This is a genomic window from Duganella sp. FT27W (assembly GCF_009295655.1).
In the GTDB taxonomy this organism is placed as follows: domain Bacteria; phylum Pseudomonadota; class Gammaproteobacteria; order Burkholderiales; family Burkholderiaceae_D; genus Rugamonas; species Rugamonas zoogloeoides.
Genome location: NZ_WHIV01000001.1, coordinates 1,209,921 through 1,229,346 on the forward strand (window position 1 = coordinate 1,209,921; position 19,426 = coordinate 1,229,346).

General features: G+C 67.4%; 12 protein-coding genes. 5 read left to right on the forward strand and 7 right to left on the reverse strand.

The genetic code is table 11. From position 1 onward, the window contains the following. The first annotated feature begins 63 nt into the window (after window positions 1-63). Window positions 64-1,134, forward strand: coding sequence for a diguanylate cyclase (locus tag F8197_RS05175; RefSeq protein ID WP_056145192.1), 1,071 nt, complete (start codon window positions 64-66; stop codon window positions 1,132-1,134). On the opposite strand, the gene F8197_RS05180 is transcribed toward F8197_RS05175, so the two are convergent. After that, complete coding sequence (locus F8197_RS05180) at window positions 1,124-1,549, reverse strand: DUF4124 domain-containing protein (protein ID WP_193333335.1); 426 nt, start codon at window positions 1,547-1,549, stop codon at window positions 1,124-1,126. The genes F8197_RS05175 and F8197_RS05180 overlap by 11 nt on opposite strands. A gap of 172 nt (window positions 1,550-1,721) precedes the next feature. Here F8197_RS05180 and F8197_RS05185 point away from each other — a divergent pair, with 172 nt between their 5' ends. Both F8197_RS05185 and purT read left to right on the forward strand, forming a co-directional pair. Then, window positions 1,722-2,471: a YdiY family protein gene (locus F8197_RS05185; RefSeq protein ID WP_056145188.1), complete on the forward strand. Its 750-nt coding sequence runs from the start codon at window positions 1,722-1,724 to the stop codon at window positions 2,469-2,471. Window positions 2,472-2,484: 13 nt separating this feature from the next. Further along, on the forward strand, window positions 2,485-3,693 hold the full coding sequence (gene purT / locus F8197_RS05190; protein ID WP_152880498.1) for a formate-dependent phosphoribosylglycinamide formyltransferase: 1,209 nt from the start codon (window positions 2,485-2,487) through the stop codon (window positions 3,691-3,693). 65 nt (window positions 3,694-3,758) lie between these two features. Here the strand turns inward: purT and F8197_RS05195 are convergent, their stop codons facing one another. The 4 genes from F8197_RS05195 to F8197_RS05210 are packed head-to-tail and all read right to left on the reverse strand — an operon-like array spanning window position 3,759 to window position 7,646. Next, the gene (locus F8197_RS05195; RefSeq protein WP_152880500.1) at window positions 3,759-4,568 is read right to left on the reverse strand and encodes a LytTR family DNA-binding domain-containing protein; all 810 of its coding nucleotides are present in this window, start codon (window positions 4,566-4,568) and stop codon (window positions 3,759-3,761) included. Between the two features lie 32 nt (window positions 4,569-4,600). Continuing rightward, the gene (locus tag F8197_RS05200; RefSeq protein ID WP_152880502.1) at window positions 4,601-5,740 is read right to left on the reverse strand and encodes a sensor histidine kinase; all 1,140 of its coding nucleotides are present in this window, start codon (window positions 5,738-5,740) and stop codon (window positions 4,601-4,603) included. Continuing rightward, window positions 5,737-7,221: a carotenoid oxygenase family protein gene (locus F8197_RS05205; protein ID WP_152880504.1), complete on the reverse strand. Its 1,485-nt coding sequence runs from the start codon at window positions 7,219-7,221 to the stop codon at window positions 5,737-5,739. The genes F8197_RS05200 and F8197_RS05205 overlap by 4 nt, the downstream gene beginning before the upstream one ends. 8 nt (window positions 7,222-7,229) lie before the next feature. Continuing rightward, window positions 7,230-7,646 (reverse strand): DUF2141 domain-containing protein, encoded by a 417-nt coding sequence (locus tag F8197_RS05210; protein WP_152880506.1) that lies wholly within the window; start codon window positions 7,644-7,646, stop codon window positions 7,230-7,232. A gap of 161 nt (window positions 7,647-7,807) precedes the next feature. On the opposite strand from F8197_RS05210, the gene F8197_RS05215 reads away from it, so the two are divergent. Continuing rightward, window positions 7,808-11,551, forward strand: a complete 3,744-nt coding sequence (locus F8197_RS05215; RefSeq protein ID WP_152880508.1) for a CHASE domain-containing protein — start codon at window positions 7,808-7,810, stop codon at window positions 11,549-11,551. Here the strand turns inward: F8197_RS05215 and F8197_RS05220 are convergent. Both F8197_RS05220 and F8197_RS05225 read right to left on the reverse strand, forming a co-directional pair. Beyond that, entirely contained in the window at window positions 11,496-13,160 is a 1,665-nt protein-coding gene (locus F8197_RS05220) for a methyl-accepting chemotaxis protein (protein ID WP_152880510.1), read from the reverse strand. The two genes, F8197_RS05215 and F8197_RS05220, sit on opposite strands and share 56 nt — an antisense overlap. Window positions 13,161-13,254: 94 nt before the next feature. Further along, window positions 13,255-14,205: a 2-hydroxyacid dehydrogenase gene (locus tag F8197_RS05225; RefSeq protein WP_152880512.1), complete on the reverse strand. Its 951-nt coding sequence runs from the start codon at window positions 14,203-14,205 to the stop codon at window positions 13,255-13,257. A 135-nt stretch (window positions 14,206-14,340) separates the two neighbouring features. Here F8197_RS05225 and F8197_RS05230 point away from each other — a divergent pair, with 135 nt between their 5' ends. After that, on the forward strand, window positions 14,341-19,422 hold the full coding sequence (locus F8197_RS05230; RefSeq protein WP_227012073.1) for a response regulator: 5,082 nt from the start codon (window positions 14,341-14,343) through the stop codon (window positions 19,420-19,422). Window positions 19,423-19,426: the final 4 nt, after the last annotated feature.

Below are 19,426 nucleotides of genomic sequence, written 5' to 3' on the forward strand. Positions count from 1 at the left end.
ACTCGGAGAGCTTGTTATTCGTTTGCCAAAAAACATATACTAGCGCAATAACATTTGGCAATCATGCGTAAACTTCTGGCTTATTCCTATTCCATCAGCGATCCCCGGCATCGCCAACAGTTTTTTGAAGAAGTCCATCACATCGTGGCGCTGACCCAGGCGTTCGGCTTGCTGGCATGGCTGGTCACGGTGACCCTGGTGCTCGATACCTACGGCAGCGCACGCGCGCCCGTATTGTGGGGCTTGCCCGTGATGGTGATCACGCTGGCGATGAGCTTGCGCGCCCGGGCGCTGACCCCGCTCCTCATCAGCGGCGCGCTGGGCGCACTGGCGACGGCCTGGGCCTATCGCGGTTTCCTCAACTATAGCGACCATCCCGGGCTGTGGGTATTACCGCTAGGTATAACCATTTCGCTGGCGGCGGCGCCGGTGTTCTGCAGCCTGCTCAACTACCTGGCCACGGCCTGCGGTTGCTGGCTGATCCTGGCGCTCGGCCACTTTCCAGCGCAGCCGGGCCATGTCAACTTCTACCTGGGGCTGGTGGCGGTGATCGGCACGCTGTGCATCGGCGCGTACCTGAACGTTTATTTCCTGACCCTGCGGGTGAATAACTACCGCGTACGCGAGGAGTTGACGACGCTGGCCTTCAAGGACAGTGTCACGGGATTGAACAACCGCCGCAAGTTCACTCTCGATGCGCGCGCGGCGCAAGCACGCACCGACGCCACGCCGCTGCAATTCCTGATGATCGATATCGACGACTTCAAGGTCATCAACGACACCCTGGGCCACGATGCCGGCGACGAAGTACTGCAACGCACGGCCGAGGTCATCGGCAGGCTGTCGGCCGGTCACCTGTGTGGACGCCTGGGCGGTGAAGAATTCGGGGTGGTGCTGGCCGGCAGCGCCGACGCGGCGCGCCAGTTTGCTGCGCTGCTGCTGGCGGAGGTACAGACCGCGTGCCAGCCCCCACGCACGGTCAGCATTGGAATTGCCGAACTATGCAAGAAAAGCGATCTGGCGCTCAGCTACCGCGATGCCGACCAGGCCCTGTATGCCGCCAAGCGCGCGGGCAAGAACCGCTACGCCGAGGCTGCGCCCCGGCTGGCAATCGAACGCACGATCAGCGGGTAGCCACGGTGCGGCTCTGGCGTCGCATGTCGTCGCGCATCAGCATCGTGGTGCGCGCGGTTTGCAGGGTGACGACGTCGGTGCCGGCGGCATTGCGTACCAGCGGACGCGGCAGGTCGGCCCAGCGGCTGCGCGTGAGGCCGGTCGAAATGGAGGCGGACTGGGTCGCAGCAACATCGTCGGTCAGGTGCGCGGACTGCGCGCCGGTGGTGACTATCAGCCCGGCTGCGCCGTTGTCGCTGACGTCGTCGTTGACGGCGCGGCTGTTGCGCGGGCACGGTTCGTCGGTGAGGGTGACGCGGCCTTCGGCATCGACGCAGCGGTTGACCTGGGCCTGGGCGCTGCCGGCAGCTGCGGCCAGCGCGGCGCACAGCAGGATGGCGGCGGTGGCGCCCGTGATCGGATGGTTGGTATTCATGGCCGCCTCCTGGCGTGTTTTGTAGCGATGCGCCATGATCGCGCGCCGCGCGCGTGTAATCTGTACGGAACCACACGCAGGCATGCCTCGGGTACAATAGCACCTCATCCGTAACCCTTTAGCAACGTTGCCTGGCCCGCCCATGGCGCCATGGAACCCGCTCACCATGCCTATGAAATCTTCCCTGCTCGTTACTCCGCTTGCCCTGACCCTGTTATGCGGCAGCGCCGCCGCGATCGATGGCCCGCCGCCGTACGGCTGGAGCACCTCGGCCGAACTGGGCGCCATCTCCACTTCCGGCAACACCGTTGGTACCTCGGTCACTGGCAAGATCGATGCCAAGCAAGAATTGCCCGACTTTAGCAACGAGTACATACTGGCCGGCTATTTCAAGGATGAACAGATCACCAACGAAGACGGCAGCAAGTCGCGCCAGCGCTCGGCGCAGCGCTACTCGGTGTCGGGCAAGACCGCCTACAAGCTGATGGAAGACAACGACCGCCTGTTCGCATTGGCCACCCACGTCAACGATAAATTCGGCGCGTACACCACCTATTCGACCGTCGGCGTCGGTTACGGCACCCGGCTCTACAGCGCGGAAAACCTGACCATCGACGGCGAACTCGGTCCGGGCTACTTCCGCGGCGAACGCTCCACCGGCGAAACGGAAAACGGCATGACGGTGCGCGCCGCCGGCAGCCTGAAGTGGCGCCTGAGCGAATCGGCCCTGTTCAGCCAGCTGGTCACGGTCGAACGCGGCACCTCGAACACCCACTCCACCGCCGAAACCTCGCTGTCCACCAAGATAAACACCACCATGCAGATGAAGGCGGCGTTCAGCGTGCGCAGCGACACCAGCGTCCCGGACGACAAGAAAAACACCGATACCCAGACCTCCGTCACCCTGGTCTACTCGTTCTGATATTTTGACCGCCATGAATACTGCACGCATTATCGGCACGCCGCTGTCGCCGTCCGCCACCAAGGTCATGTTGCTCGGCTCCGGCGAATTGGGCAAGGAAGTCATCATCGCCCTGCAACGCCTGGGCGTGGAAACCATCGCCGTTGACCGCTATCCCAACGCGCCCGGTCACCAGGTCGCGCACCGTGCCCACGTCATCGACATGACCGACGGCGCCGCGCTGGCGGCATTGATCGGGCAGGAGCAGCCGGACCTGGTGGTGCCCGAGATCGAGGCGATTGCCACCGATACCCTGGCCGCGCTGGAACTTGCCGGCAAGATCACTTGCATCCCCACCGCGCGCGCCGCCCAGTTGACCATGAACCGCGAAGGCATCCGCGTGCTGGCTGCCGAAACCCTGGGCCTGGCCACGTCGCCCTACCGCTTCGCCAGCAGCCTGGCCGAGCTGGAAGCCGCGACCGCGCAGATCGGTTTTCCGTGCGTGATCAAGCCGGTGATGTCGTCGTCGGGCAAGGGCCAGTCGAAAATCGACAGCGCCGCCGAGGTGCAGGCCGCCTGGGACCATGCCGCCGCCGGCAGCCGGGTCGATGCGGGCCGCGTCATCGTCGAAGGCTTCATCGATTTCGATTACGAGATCACGCTGCTGACGGTGCGCTCGATTGGTGAGGACGGCCAGGTCACCACGCAGTTCTGCGAGCCGATCGGCCACGTCCAGGTGCAGGGCGACTACGTGGAATCGTGGCAGCCGTGCCGCATGCATCCGCTGGCCTTGCAGCGCGCGCAGGACATCGCCGCCCAGGTCACCGGCGACCTCGGTGGCCTGGGCCTGTTCGGCGTGGAGCTGTTCGTCCGTGACGACATGGTGTGGTTCTCGGAAGTGAGCCCGCGCCCGCACGACACCGGCATGGTCACCATGGCCACGCAAACGCAAAGCGAATTCGAGATCCACGCCCGCGCCATTCTCGGCCTGCCGGTCGATGTCTCGCTGCGCGCGCCAGGCGCCTCGGCCGTGATCTACGGCCAGCACGAAGCCCCAGGCATCGCTTTCGAAGGCCTGGCAGACGCGCTGCGGGTACCGGGCGCGGACGTGCGCCTATTCGGCAAGCCGGAATCGTTCGCACGGCGCCGCATGGGCGTGGCGCTGGCCACCGCTGCCGACACCGATACCGCGCGCGAACGCGCCAAGCTGGCCGCGTCCAAGGTGCGGCCCGTCATCGCCTAGAACCCGCCACGTGCGAGGCGCGCAGGCAGCGTCTCGTTCCCTGCCGGGACAGGTTCCCGGTCACATTACATTTGCCGGAACAGGTCTGCGTAATTCCGGCTCACCACCAGTTGCTCGGGGCGGTCCTTCAGCTGCACCATCAACCTGCCCCGAAAATCGTGGCGCGTGCCCGCCACGTGGCGCGCCGCCACGATCACACTGCGATGGATCTGCCAGAACTGCTGGGCATCGAGCTGCTCGCGCAGCTTGCTGATCGGCGTGCGGATCAGGCACTCGCCATCGGCCAGCACCACGCTCGTGTACTTGTCGTTGCTCTGGAAGTACAGCACCTCGTCCACCGCAATCAGGCGGGTTTGCTCGCCCTGTGACGCGCGTATCCATTGCAGCGGTGCCGCTGCTGGCGCCGGCGTCGGTGCCGGTGCCGAGAGCGCGGCCGGGCCGCCCAACTGCGCCAGCAAGGCCCGCAGCGCGTCCAGCGGCGGCGCCGCTGCAACTGGTGCGGCCAGCGCCGCCTTCAGTTTCCCCGCTGTTTTCGATAACCGTTCCAGCGACGCCGGCTTGAGCAGGTAGTCGAGCGCTGAGTGCTCGAACGCCTGCACCGCGTACTGGTCGTAGGCGGTGACGAACACGATCTGCGGCGGCGCCGGGCTTTCGATCAGCCGCGCCACCACGTCCAGTCCCGTCAGACCGGGCATGCGGATATCGAGGAACACCACGTCGGGCGCCTCGTCGTCTATCAGGCGCAACGCCTCGAGGCCGTTGGCGGCGCGGCCCACCACGCGCAGCTCCGGCCACACGGCGGCCAGTTGCTGTTCCAGGTAATCGCGCAGGTGGGCTTCGTCGTCGGCGATCACCGCGCGCGGAGAATTGTTCATATTGGTAGCGATATGGTTGATGTGATCCTCGTTCAGCGGGACGGCAGCGGCAGGACGATGCGTACCACCACGCCACTCGGCTGGTTTTCCAGCAGTTCGACTCTGGCCTCGGCGCCGTACAGGGTGCGCAGACGTTCGCGCAGGTTGCCCAGCCCTACCCCGCCGCCCGGCTTGGTCGACTGCGTGCCGGACAGCCCGGCGCCGGTATCGGCAACCGTGAGGCACAGGCGGCCATCGGCAACGGCGGCGCCTATGGTGACCTCGCCGCCGTCGACCTGCGGTTCCAGGCCGTGGGCGATGGCGTTTTCCACCACCGGTTGCAGCAGCATCGGCGCGATGGCGATGGCGCGCAATTCGTCAGGTACGTCGATGCGATAGCGCAGGCGCGGGCCCATGCGTACGGCCAGCACGTCGAGGTAAGCGGCCAGCAGGCGGGCCTCGTCGCCCAGCGTCGACGATTCACTGCGGCTGGTATCGAGGCTGGCGCGCAGGTAGTCGATGAAGCGCTCGAGCATGTAGCGCGCCTGGTCCGGCCGGGTGCCGATCAGGCTGACTACGTTGGCCAGCGTGTTGTACAGGAAGTGCGGTTCGATCTGCGCCTGCAAGGCGCGCAGGCGTGCTTCGGCCAGCAGGCGCGCGGTGGCTGCCGCCGCCTCCTTCTGGCGCGCCTCGTCCATCGCGGCCTGGATGCGCCGCTCGGCGTTACGCCGCACCATGACCATGAAGCCGGCGATCACCGCCGCGATCAGGGTACATTCGAGCAGCACCACCGGTCGCGCCAGCAAATGCAGCGCCGGGCCGCCGCTGAGCAGCACGTTGGCCAGCGCAATCGCCGCCAGCACGCTGGCCACGCTGAACACCACGTGCAGCGCCACCCTGGGCAGTCCGCGCAGGCGCCGTGGCAAATTGTCAAACCAGCGGTTGAGCAGCACCATGCCGCCATGGATGAACAGCCCGCACAGGTTGGCCACCAGCAGCATGTGCAGGAAGTAGCGCACCACCGGTGGGCCGTCGTCGGAAAACGCGGTGCGCGCGGCGGTCAGCACGGCTGCGATCAGGGTGCTGAAGATGGCCGTGTAAAGCGCGTTGCGCCAGCGCGAGGCCGGCCAGCGCCGCAAGCCGGGAATCAGCTCGAGCGGGTGGGCGGATACGATGATGTCGGGATTTTTCATGCCGCCAGAAAGTTACCATGAAAACACACCGGAGCGCGATAGGCGAGCCGCGCCAACGCCACCGGGCCGTCCTTGACGTTGCGTGCATCGAACACGGTCAGCACGGTCTGGCCGCGCCGCGTATCCTGCGCCACGCCCACCACGTAGCCGTCCGTCTCAGACCTGGCGCCACTGCGCGGCACCAGCACATGCTCCTCGACCTGCCAGCCAGGGCCGAAGCGGTAGCCATCGACCTTGCCGCTGTCGGTATCGACCAGGTTGACGGAATCGAGCGCTTGCGCCGTGCTGCCCGCGCCAACGCCGAGCACCAGCAGCTTGCGGTGGCGGCGCGACACTACCTGCGGCGCCACCCGTGGAAATTCGCTGACGCCGAACAGCCGCGCCTCGCGCGCCTGGCCGCTGGCAAAATCAAGCGTGATCTGCACCGCGCTGCTGCGCTGGGCTTCGTACGGGCGCATGTCGCCGCGCATCGGCAGCGCCGGTTCCGGCACGATATCGCCCGCGTGCAGCACGGCGTCGAGCCGGATGCAGTCGCCGTCATCCCACGCATTCCCAAGATGGAAGACCGAACGCGCCGGCAGCTCGAACACCTGGCGCACGGTGAGCGTGGCCTTGTCCACCACCACCGCACGCAGCGGCCGCTCGCCGCCCTGCCAGCGCAGCCGCTCGGCCAGGCTGCGGCCCGGGGCGTCCAGTGCATACGGCGGCACCAGGAACACCAGGTGGCGCGCGCTGACCACGAAATCGTGCACCATGTTCAGCTGCGGCACCGGCAGCATGGCCGTGCGGATGACGGCGCCGCGCACGTCGAGCCGATAGATGATCAACTGGTCGGCGCCGGGCAGGTTACCGAAGTTCCACAGGCCGCCGTCCGGGTCATGCTTGGGATGGGCGGAAAACGGCATCGCTTTCAGATCCGGGCGCCAGGTCTTGATGCCGCGCGTGGACAGCGTGTCGGGATCGAGCTCGGTGGCCGAACCGCCTTCCCACAGCGCATACACGCCACCGTTGAACGGCAGCAGATTGGTGTTGGCGACGTTGATGGTATCGTTGCTGCGCACCGGGGCGCGGTCGATCCGGGTACCGAAGGCGCTGTAGAGAAAGCGTCCCGCGCGGGTCTCCTGCTCGAATTTCTGGGTGGCGACGAAGCGCCCGCGATGGTGGACCTTGCCATCGGCGATGGTCCAGCGCTGGGCAAAGCCGTCACCGTCGAACCAGTGGTGATAGCGTTCGCCCCCCAGTTCGAACCGGCCGGGGCCGTTGCGGTAGAACACCCCTGCCAGGTCTGTCGGCAAGCGTCCGAGCACGGTCGCATCGCCGGCCAGCTCGCCCGCGAAGTCGGCGTACGGAAGCAGGCGGGCGTCGCCGTCGAGGGCAGCATGGAAGCTGCGGTACGTAGCGGTATCGGCCAGCGCGGTGGCGGAGACACCTAGGGCGGCGAGGCCGGCGCAGCGGGAGAGAAATTGGCGGCGTGCTGGCATGATGAACCTCAGCGCAGGTTGACGGCGGTGGCAAGGCCGGCGGCCGGCAGCGTGAAGCGCGCGGCGTCGAAGCCGGGCGCGCCGCCCTGCCCCATGGCGTTGTTACTGAAAGCGAAGTCCTCGACCGGCATGCCGACCGGGTTCATGTCCAGCTGATTGTTGGCGTTGGCGTCGTGGTACACGACAAACGCGTAGTCGCCGGGGGCGAGATCCTTGACGTCGATGCGCACGGTGCCGGCGACCGCCGGCGCCACCAGCGCGCGCACCGGCTTGCGGCGGAAGGTCTCGGCCGAATCGAACAACGCCACCATCACCCGGCCATCGGCGCTGGCCACGCCCTCGACCGCAATCTGGAGGTCTGCGGCATGGACGAACTGCGCGGCAACGGTGATGAACAGGGCTGCGAGATGGTATCGGAAAGACATGCTGTGCTCCATGTGGTGGGAATGACCACACTGTAAGGAACGGCCAGGTGTTGCGTGGAGCGCTGCGACGAACGGTATCCTGGCGGCGCCAGTTGCACCATGGTGGCGCCAGTTGCAGCGGTACGTTATAGTCATTCCAGACACGAACCACGAGAGCTGCCATGCCCGCAGTGCCACCAACCGTTACAGCTCAATCAACCCGAGCCCCGGCAGCCGCGAATTCCGATTTCGATCCCCTGCCGCCGCAGGGCCTGGGCCGCAACCACCATCCGGGCGCGGGCGCCCTGCTGCTGCTCACTGCCAGCTACGCGATCGTGGCGGGACTTAGCCTGCAGCTGGGCTTCGCCCACACCAACGCCACGCCGCTGTGGCCACCGTCGGGCATGGCCCTGGCGGCTATCATCCTGCTTGGCTATCGCGCCTGGCCGGCCATCATGCTTGGCGCCTTCCTCGCCAACCTGGTCACTTTTTATATCAACGGCCAGCCGCTGTCGGCCACGCTGGTGCTGGTCTCCACCGTGATCGGCGCCGGCAACGCGTTCGAGGCGCTGGCCGGCGCCTGGATGATGCGGCGCTACACCGACGGCGCGCAACCGCTCGGCCAACTGCAAAACGTCTATAAATTCGCCCTCGTGGCCATGGTCATGAGCATGGTCGGCGCCGGCATCGGCGCCAGCGCGCTGGTGGCGGCCGGGCTGGCGCCGGCGGGCACCTTCGGTACCGTGCTGCTTACCTGGTGGGTGGGCGACACCGCCGGCGTATTGCTGGTGGCGCCGGCCATCGTGATCTGGCGGCTGCGCCCGCCCCCGGGCTGGCACGAGCGCGGCGCGCTGCGGGTGGCGCTGGAGGTGGCGGTGTCGCTGGCGCTGCTGGCGGCGCTTGGCGCGGCCATCTTCATGCGCAGCTATACCGGCGACGATGCGCTGGGCTGGTTGCCGTACCTGTTCGTGCCCTGCGTGGCCTGGGCCGCGCACCGTTATGGCTTGCGCGGCGCCAGCGCCGTGTGCCTGCTGGCGGCCGGCGCCGCCGTGCTGGCCACCGTCAACGGCCAGGGGCCGTTCGTGGCCGGCACCCTCAACGACGCCCTGATCGCGCTCGATACGTTCGTGGTGCTGTGCAGCCTGATCGGCATGGTGCTCAGCGCCGACGCCGCCGAGCGCCGGCGCCTGCAAGCGGGCGTGCTGCAGCACAGCGCCGTGCAATGGGCCACGCTGCTGCTGGGTGTGGCGCTGACGGTGCTGGTGTGGCACCTGGTCACGGTGGGTACCGAGCGCCGCGCGCGCGAGCATTTCGAGGCCGACAGCCGCGACATCGCCGAGCGCATCACGCGCCGCATCTCGCTCTACGAATCGGGCTTGCGCGCGGCGCAGGCGCTGTTCCAGGCCGAGCAGCAACCGAGCCGCGAACAATGGCGCGGCTTTGCCGCCGGCATGGACTTGCAGCGCAATTTCCCCGGCGTGATGGGCCTCGGTTACGGCGCCTTCATCCGCAAGGGCCAGCGCACCGCGCTCGAGGCGCAGGTGGCGCGCGAAGGCTACCCCGATTTCCGCATCTGGTCGCGCGAAGGCGTGGCCGACCTGGGCATGTACGTGCCGGTGTACTACCTCGAACCGTTCATCGGCCGCAATGTGATCGCTTTTGGCTACGACATGCTGTCCGAGCCGGTACGCCGCGTGGCCCTGCTCAATGCGGGCCGCAACGGCCAACCGGCCCTCACCGACCGCGTGGTGCTGATCCAGGATGCCCAAGGCGGCGGCCAGCCGGGCTTTTTGATGTACTTCCCGGTGTACCGGCGCCAGGCCGGCCTGCGCCCGGATGCCACCCCTGAGCAGCGCATGGCGGCGCTGCAGGGCTTTGCCTACAGCCCGATCCGGGCGGCAGACCTGATGGCAGGCCTGATGGGCACCGGCGTGCACGATATCCGGCTCGAGGTGTTCGACGGCGACAGCACCGCCCCCGGGCAGCGCCTGTACGCCAGCGCCCCCGACCGCAGCGCAGCCGACCAGCTGCAGTATCCGAACCCCTACCAGGACGTACAGACGCTCGACTTGCTGCAACACCGCTGGACCTTGCGCTTTACCTCGCTGCCGGCCTTCGAGCGCGCCATCGACCGCCAGAAGTCGCACATCGTGCTGCTGGCGGGGATGATCATCAGCCTGCTGTTCTTCGGCGTGGTGCGCGCGCTCACCGCGCGCCACCTGTATGCCACCGGCCTGGCGCGCCAGATGACGGCCGCGCTGCGCGAATCGCAGCAGTCGCTGATCGTGGCCCGCGACCAGGCCGAAGCGGCCAGCCGCGCCAAGACCGAATTCGTCGCCAACATGAGCCACGAGATCCGCACGCCGCTCAACGCGGTGCTGGGCATGGCCCACCTGCTGGACCAGACCGCGCTGGCGCCGCCGCAGCGCCAGTACGTGGGCATGATACGGTCGTCGGGCAGCTCGCTGCTGGCCATCCTCAACGACGTGCTGGACTTTTCCAAGATCGAGGCAGGCCGCATGGAACTCGAACCGTCTCCGTTCGCACTGGCGCAGGTGCTCGAAGCGGTGGCCACCATCATGAGCGTGAACGCCGGCGAGAAAAACCTGCACCTGGCCATCGGCGTCGATGCCGGCGTGCCGGCCCAGCTGGTCGGCGACAGCCACCGCCTGCAGCAAATCCTGGTCAACCTGCTGGGCAATGCGATCAAGTTCACCGAACAGGGTTCGGTGGTGCTGCTGGTGGAAACACTGCACGCCGAGCGGCAACAAGGCGGGCCCGTATCGCTGCGGTTCACCGTGCGCGACACCGGCATCGGCATCGCGCCCGAACGCCTGGCGCAGTTGTTCGCGCCGTTTTCACAGGCCGATGCATCGATGACGCGCCGCTTTGGCGGCACCGGCCTGGGCCTGACGATTTCACGGCGCCTGGCGGACCTGATGGGCGGCGCCATCGACGTGCGCAGCACCCTTGGCGCCGGCAGTGATTTTGTCCTGACCGTGCCGTTGCAGCGCGGGGCCGACACAGAAGAACCCGGCATGCCCCGCACCGGCAACCAGCAAGCGCTGCACCTGCTGCTGATCGGCGACCAGGGACCGGGCGCCGGCTACCTGGGACGCACGGTGGCGTCCTGTGGCTGGACGTCCACGCCGGCGGCCGGCGGGGACCACGCCCTCGAATTGCTTGGCGATCCGGCGCAGCACTACGATGCGGTGCTGCTGGACTGGAATATGCCGGGCCTGTGCGGCCGCGCCATCCTGCGCCAGTTGCGTGACGACGTCCGGCTGGGCGGCCGCCCGGTGATCGTGATGGTCAACGCCTATGAGCAGGGCCGCCTGCTGCTGGTGGAAAGCGAACAGGACGCCGACGGCGTGCTATTAAAACCGGTGACCGCCGCGCGCCTGCATGAAGCGCTGAAAGCGGCGCTGAAGGAAGCGCCGCACCACCACGCCGCGCATGAACCGCTTCCGGCAGCGCCGGTACCGCAAGAGGCCTCCGAGCAGATACGCCTGGACGGCGCGCACCTGCTGCTGGTCGAGGACAACCCGGTCAACCAGCTGGTCGCCCGCAGCATGCTCGAATACGCAGGCGCCCACATCACCGCCGTGGACAATGGCCGCGCCGCCATCGACGCGCTACGGGACAGCGTCAACGGCGGCGACCACCACTACGACCTGGTGCTGATGGATGTGCAGATGCCGGAGATGGACGGCTTTACCGCCACCGGCCTGATCCGCACCGAACTCGGCTTGACGCTGCCGGTGCTGGCCATGACCGCCGGCGTGATGGAATCCGAGCGCGAGCAGTGCATTGCCTCGGGCATGAACGACTTCATTGCCAAGCCGATCGATGTCGAACAGATGCTGGCGGTTATACGGCGCCATTTGCCGCAGGACCGGCGGGCAACAACACCGCCGAGCGCCTGAGCGCCGGCCGCGCCTTCGCTGCTGCCGCCACGACCGTGGTGTCCTCGGCGGCGGCGCCGTCGATGCGGAACGAACCAACCAGCGCAGCCAGGTCGCGCGCCTGCGCCTGCATGGCGTCGGCGGCAGCTGCCGCTTCTTCCACCAGCGCAGCGTTTTGCTGGGTCACGCCATCCATTTCGCCGATCGCCCGGCCCACCTGCTCGATACCCGCTTCCTGCTCGCCGCTGGCAATACTGATGGCGCCGATGATCACGGTCACCTGCTCCACGCTGGCGACGATATCGTCCATGGTGGCGCCGGCCGCCTGGGCTTGCGCGCTACCGCTGGCGATGCGCTCGGCCGAGGCGGTGATCAGCTTCTTGATTTCGCGCGCGGCATCGGCCGAGCGCTGTGCCAGCGACCGAACTTCGGAAGCCACGACCGCGAAGCCGCGTCCCTGTTCACCGGCGCGCGCCGCTTCCACCGCTGCATTCAGCGCCAGGATATTGGTCTGAAAAGCGATGCCGTCGATCACGCCGGTGATGTCCGAAATTTTACGGGCATCGTCGTTGATGCCGGCCATGGTGTTGACCATGTCGCGCACCGCGTGGCCGCCCTTGCCAGCCACGCCGGAAGCCGACACCGCCAGGGTATTGGCCTGGCGCGCGTTGCTGCTGTTTTGCTTCACGGCCGTGGTCAGCTCCACCATTGCCGACGCGGTTTCCTGCAGGGCACCGGCCTGGTGCTCGGTGCGGCGCGACAGGTCGAGGTTGCCGTTGGCGATCTCGCGCGAGGCGGCGTCGATGGCGACTGCGCCGTCGCGCACCCTGCCCACGGTATCGGCCAGGCGCGCCGTCATGTGGCTCAATGCATCGAACAACTGGCCGATTTCATCGCGGCGGCCATGATTGATCACTGCATGCAGTTCACCGGCGGCCACCTGCTCGGCCAGCGCCACCGCCTGCGTGAGCGGCTGCACCACGCTGCGGGTCAGCATCCAGGCCAGCACGATGCCCGCCGCCAGCGCTGCCGCGCCGAGCGCTGCCAGCAGCACGCGGCTGTTGCGGAACTGCTGGTCGGACGCCGCCGCCAGCGCGGTCGCCTCCTGGGTCTGCCAGGTGAGCAACTGGTCGAGCGCGCCCGTGTACTGCTTGAAGGTGGCGCCCAGGCGGGTGTCGAGCAGGCTCTCGACGTCCTGGATGCGGCCCATGTCCTTGAACTTGAACAGGTCGGCGCGCAACGCCATGTACGCCGCTTTTTTTGCCGCCACGGCCTGCAGCAGCGCCGCTTCCGGCGCTTCGGCCGGCAGGGCTGCCAGCTTGCGCTCCATGGCCTCGGCCTGGCGGTCGCCGGCCACCAGCTGCGCCATGAACAGGTCCGATACTTCCAGGCTGTCGCTGCGGGCCACGGAAATCGCCCGCAGACCATTGAGTTCGGCCGCGCCCAGCAGCTCGGAAGTGAGCTGCTCGCGCGCCAGCTTGTCGTGCACGAGGTTGGCAGTGGTGTCATTGGCCGATTGCAGGCGCCACAACGAGACGGCCGACATGCATGCCATCAGCAGCAGCAGCGCCGCGAACGACGCCACCACGCGCATGCCGGTATTGAGTTGAGGGAGTTTCAGCAAGGTCATATTAATTCCACAGGGTAAGCAATGTTGCCACGATGACAGCAATCATACCTTGTGAATGTGACGCGCCGATGACGCCCCTATGCCGAAAGCAAGATTAGTTCACTGGAGTCAATAATTGGTTGCCGGCGAAATGTGCCAGCAGGTTATCGACCACCAGTTGTCCCATGGCGTGGCGGGTCTCCACGGTCAGGCTGCCGACGTGCGGCGTGAGCACCGCGTTGTGGACTTCACGCAACGCTGGCAGCACGCGCGGTTCGTCGGCGAACACGTCGAGCGCGGCCATGCCCAGCGTGCCATCGCGCAGCGCATCCACCAGCGCCGCTTCGTCCACCAGGGCGCCGCGCGAGATGTTCACCAGCGTGCCTTCCGCGCCCAGCGCGGCCATCACCTCGGCGTTGATGGCGTGGCGCGTGGCCGGCGTGCCGGGTGCGCACACCACCAGGTAGTCGCTGGCGCGCGCCAGGTCCAGCAGCGAGTCCGCACGTGGCGTGGCCACGCCGTCGATGGCGCGCGGCTGGAAGTACTGGATGGCCATGCCGAACGCCTCGGCGCGGGCGGCCACCGCCTGGCCGATGCGGCCGAACCCGAACACGCCGCAGGTCTTGCCGCGCAGGGCGCGCGTGGGTTTCAGCGCCACGCCGGCCTCCCATTCGCCTGCACGCACGTAGCGGTCCAGCGCCGGCAGGCGGCGCGCCGCGGCCAGCAACAGGGTCAGCGCGTGGTCGGCCACGTCGTCGGTCAGCACGCCCGGGGTGTTGCTCACGGCCAGGCCACGGGCGCGGGTGAGGTCGAGCGGGATGGCGTCGAGGCCGATGCCGTTGATGGCCACCATTTCCAGCTTGGGCAACTGGTCGAGCAGCGCCTGGTCCACGCCGATGGCGGCGGTGGTGAGCACCGCGCGCACGCCCGCTGCGACCGATGCGATATACGCGGCGCGCCCGTCCTGCGGCTGGCGCCACACGTGGTGGCAGTGGAAATGCTGGTCGAGTTGTTCCATCACGGACGCGGACGGGCTGGCGGCAAGTACCAAGACTTCAGGTTTCATCGGGATTCCATGTGTTGTAAAGACTGGTAGCAATTGTACTGGGCAGCTGCATTTCACGCTGGTACTCGTGGACTTTCCACAGGGTATTCCGTATGCTCTTAGCAATAGATTTGCCTGACGGGGAGCGTTGCTTAGTTGAATATCCAGCCCGGAGTGCCGCAAGTTATCCACGCCGGCTGGCGCCGGCTGCTGGCGTTCGTCCTCGTGCTGGCAATGTCTTCGAGCCTGGGATTGACGCCGGCGCGCGCTGGCCAGGAACGCTGGGACAACCTGGCTACCCCGCTGTTCGAGCACCTGGGTCTCGACCAGGGCCTGCCCAATCCGGTCGCAACGGCACTGGCGCAGGATGGCGATGGCTATATCTGGGTGGGTACCCAGGCCGGGCTGGCCCGCTGGAACGGCTACCGCTTCCGCAGCTTCGTCCACGTTGCCTCCGACCTCGGTTCGCTGCCAGGCGACTTCATCCAGGCGCTGCACACCGACCCGGGCGGCCGCTTGTGGGTAGGCACCGCCAACGCCGGGCTGGCGATGTTCGACCAGCGCACCGAAAAATTCGTGCGTCCCGCTGACGAACTGAGCCACGGGGCCATCAACGCGATTGCCAGCGACAGCCAGGGCAGGCTGTGGGTCGGCACGCCCACCGCACTCAAGTTGTACAACGTGGCAGATGGCACGGTGCGCAGCTACACCCGTGACAACGCCCCCGGCCTGCCCGCCAGCGATATCCGCGCGCTGATGATGGACCGGACCGGCACGCTGTGGATCGGCACCGCCAGCGGCCTGGCGCGCCTGCGTCCCGGCGGCACCATCGTGCAGGTGCCGGTGGCAGTCAACGGTCTCGGCGAATGGCAGGACGCGGTGCTGGCGATCGGTGAAAACCGCCAGGGACAAATCGCTTTCGGCACCATGAAAAGCGGGATCGGCGTGGTCGGGCCGCAGGGCGAAAGCGCGATACTGGTCAAGCCCGCCGGCGTGTCCGACCTCGAAGCGAACATGGTGCCGGGCATCGTCGAAATCGCCCCCGGCCGCTGGTGGGCCACCACCAACGGCAACGGCATTGTCGAATACCGCACCGACCATCGCGCCAGCACCCGCATCCTGCACCAGCCGGCGGTCCAGGCCAGCCTCTCGCACGACCGCAGCGGCGCCATGCTGCGCGATCGCAGCGGCATGATCTGGGTCGCCACCGAGCGCGGCGTGGACAGCTACGACCCGCACACGGAAGCGATCGATTCGGTGTTCGGCGCCGAGGGCCAGCTCGAAGCCGGCATCACCGCGCTGCTCAACGATGTCCACAACGACGTCTGGATCGCGCTAGGCGACCGTGGCCTCGACCTGGTGGACCCGAGCGGCAATCGCCGTGCCCTGCTGCGGCCCAACCCGCACCAGCCCGATGCCGCCCTGCCCAACCGCATGATCCTGGCGCTGGCCGAGGCCACACCCGGCGAAGCCTGGATCGGCACCCAGGCGGGGCTCTACCTCACCAGCGAACATGGCAGCCAAGTGCGGCGGGTGGCGCTGCCGCAGGATAATCCGTACCCGGGCATCAAGGCCATCCTGCCGCAGGACGGCAAGCTGTGGCTGGGCACCTTCCACGGCTTGCTGCGCTACGACAGCGCCACCGGCATCGTCCGGCGCCAGGTACGAGGCGCGCCCGAGCACGGCGGCCTGACCGACAACCGTATCAACGCCATGGTGATCGATGCCCATGGATCGCTCTGGATTGCCACCGGCAACGGCTTGAACCGGCTCGATCCCGAGACCGGCGCAGTGGAGCAGATCATGGCCACGCCCAACATCTCGACGGAACTGCCGGCAGCAGTGCTGAACGCACTGGTCTTCGACGCCCGGGGCCGGCTGTGGATTGGCACCCAGGGCGGCGGCATCTGCGTGATGACGGGCCGCGATGCGCGCGGCAAACCGGTGTTCGAGCGGATGGCGCCGACAGCAGGCCTGCCCGGCATGGCTACCAGCACCATCATGAGCCTGCAAGCCGATCCGGCCGGCCGCATCTGGGCCGCCACCGGCGACAGCATCGTCGTCATCGACGCCAACACCTTCAAGGCCCACGCCATCACGCGCGCCGACGGCCTGGCGTTCCGCACCTTTTACCTGGGCGCCAGCGCGGTCACCACCGACCGCGACCTGATCTTTGGCGCCACCACCGGCATGGCGGTGATCTATCCCGATCAGCTGGCCGACTGGAACCACCGGCCGCCGGTGGTGATCAGCGCGGTGCGCATCGACCAGCGACAGCTCACCGCCGCCCAGCTCAATGGCGACGGCGGGCCGGCCATCAGCCTGCGCGCCGACAGCCAGGGCTTCGACGTGGAACTGGCGGCGCTCGACTACTCGGCGCCGCAGCGCAACCGCTATGCCTACATGCTCGAAGGCTTCGACCGCACCTGGATCGAGGTCGATGCCAGCCGCCGCATCGCCAGCTATACCCACCTGCCGGCCGGCGATTACGTGCTGCGCATGCGCGGCAGCAACCGCGAAGGCGCGTGGACCACGGAAGAACTGGCGATGCAGGTCAAGGTGCTGCCGCCGTGGCACCAGACCTGGTGGGCATGGCTGGCCTACGGCCTGGCGTGCTGTCTGCTGGCCTGGGCCATGGTGCGCTGGCGCCTGCGCCAGTTGCAGCTCAAGGGCGAAGATTTGCAGGCGCTCGTGTATTCACGCACCCAGCACCTGGAAAAGCTCAACGCCATCGTCCGCTCGATCAACGAGCAGCTCGATTTCGACGCGCTGCTGCACACCATCTTGCAGGAATCGACCGCCGTCCACGGCGTCGATTCGGCGCTGGCGCTGGTGCGCGAGGATGGCAGCGACATGCTGGGCCTGCGCGCCGCGTGGGGCCGCATCGACGTTGCCGACGACGCCTACCGCATCGACCTGCGCCAGGCCGAGGCGCGCTACGCGCCGGCGGGCTGCGAGATCGCGCCGGACATCTTCAAGATTCACCATGACCACGCGCTGCCCGGCGACGTGCATGCGCTGCTGTCGGTGCGGGTGGTGATCGACGGCCAGGTCGAGGGTTACCTGATCTTCGAAAACTTCCAGTACCAGGTTTCGTTCAATGACAGCGACATCGACCTGCTCAAGGCCTTGAAAGAGCCGTTCGTCTCGGCCTACCAGAAGGCGCGCGCGCTGCGCGCCATCGAGCGGGCGCGCCTGAACGCCGAAGCGGCCACCCGCGCCAAGAGCGAGTTCCTGGCCAATATCAGCCACGAGATCCGTACGCCGATGAACGCCATCCTCGGTTTTGCGGGCCTGGGCACGCACCTCGATATCGGCTCGCAGCCGCTCGACTACTTCCGCAAGATCGGCCGCGCGGGCCAGAGCCTGCTCGAGATCATCAACGACGTGCTCGATTTTTCCAAGATCGAATCGGGCAAGCTGGAACTGGAAGCGCTGCCGTTCGACCTGCTCGACACGCTCAATCAGCTGGCCGACCTGTTTTCCTGGCGGGCGTCGGAACGGGGACTGGAACTGGTAATCTGGGCCACGCCCGAGGTGCCGTCGAACCTGCTGGGCGACCCGCTGCGGCTCTCGCAGATCCTGGTCAACCTGGTGGGCAACGCCCTGAAATTCACTGCCAGCGGCCAGATCGAAGTGCGGGTGCAACTGGCCGCGCCGGTGGCCGAACAGCCGGTACCGCCCGGCATGGTGGCGCTGTGCTTCGCGGTCGAGGACAGCGGCCTCGGGATCAGCCCCGAGCAGCAGGCGCGCCTGTTCCAGGCTTTCTCGCAGGCCGACGCCAGCACCACGCGCCTGTACGGCGGCACCGGGCTCGGACTGGCGATCTCGCAGCAGCTGGTGCGCAAGATGGGCGGCGTGATCACGGTTGACAGCGAACCGAACGTGGGCAGCAGCTTCAGTTTCACGGTGCAGATGCAGGTGGCGGCAACCCAGGGCCAGCGCCAGGCGCCGGTGCCCGAGGCGGCGCTGGGCAAGCGCGTGCTGATCGTGGACGACAACAACTCCGTGCGGCACAAGCTCAAGGCGCAGCTGACGGCATGGGGCCTCAAGCCGGCGGCGGTGGCGTCGGGCGCCGCAGCGGTGGCGGCGATGCAGCTGAACGACTACGACATGCTGTTGATCGACGCCGAGATGCCCGACATCGACGGCATCGAAACCCTGCAACGGATTGCCGAAGACGGCGAACTGGCGGCCGTGCCGCCGGTGCTGATGGTGAGCGCCTATGCCCGCGAGCATCGCTTCCAGGGCGCCGAACTGCTGCGCACCACGCCCTTCATCGACAAACCCGTCAACCCGTACTTGCTGCGCAGCGCGGTGCTGATGGCGCTGGGACTCGAAGTTGGCCAGGGCACGGTAAAACTGGCGCCGCCGCCCTCGTTCGCGGTGCAGCGCATCCGTGGTGCGCATGTGCTGGTGGTGGACGACAACAACATCAACCTGCAGGTGGCCAGCGAAATTTTGCAGCGCGCGGGCGTGCGGTCGGACCTGGCGTTGAGCGGCGACGAAGCCTTGCGCATGCTCAGCGACCGCAAGTACGACGCCGTGCTGATGGACATCCAGATGCCCGACATGGACGGCTACCAGGCCACTGCCCTGATCCGCGCCGACGACCGCCACGCCAGCCTGCCGATCATCGCCATGACCGCGCACGCGGTGGCCGGCTACCGCGAGCGCTGCCTGAACATGGACATGAACGACTACGTGACCAAGCCGATCAACCCGGAAACGCTGTACACGGTGCTGGCAGCCTGGGTTGCGCCCGACCCTGCCAGCGCGGCGGCAGTGACGGCACCGGCGCTGTTGACACACGCGCTGCCGCCCGCGCCAACGCCGGTGCCTGCCATCGCACAAACCTTGCAGGCATCGCAGGCACTGCAAGCACCCGCGCCGCCGGCGCCATCGATGCCCGGCATCGACATGACAGCCGCCCTGGAGCGCCTGGGCGGCAACGCAGCCCTGCTCAAACGCCTGCTGGCGACGTTCGCCAAGGACTTCGAACCATCGCAACGACTGATCCGGGAAGCGGTGGACACGGGCCGCTGGCTCGACGCCGCCGATCTGGTCCACAAGGTGCGTGGCGCGGCCGGCAACATCTCCGCCACCGAACTGTATGAATCCGCCACCGCGCTGGAAGACCGCCTGCGCGCCCAGCACGAAGACCTGCAAGGCTTGCTGGCCGCCTTCAACCATGCCCTGGGCATCGTCATGCAAAGCGCACGGGCCGACGCCGCCTGAGCTG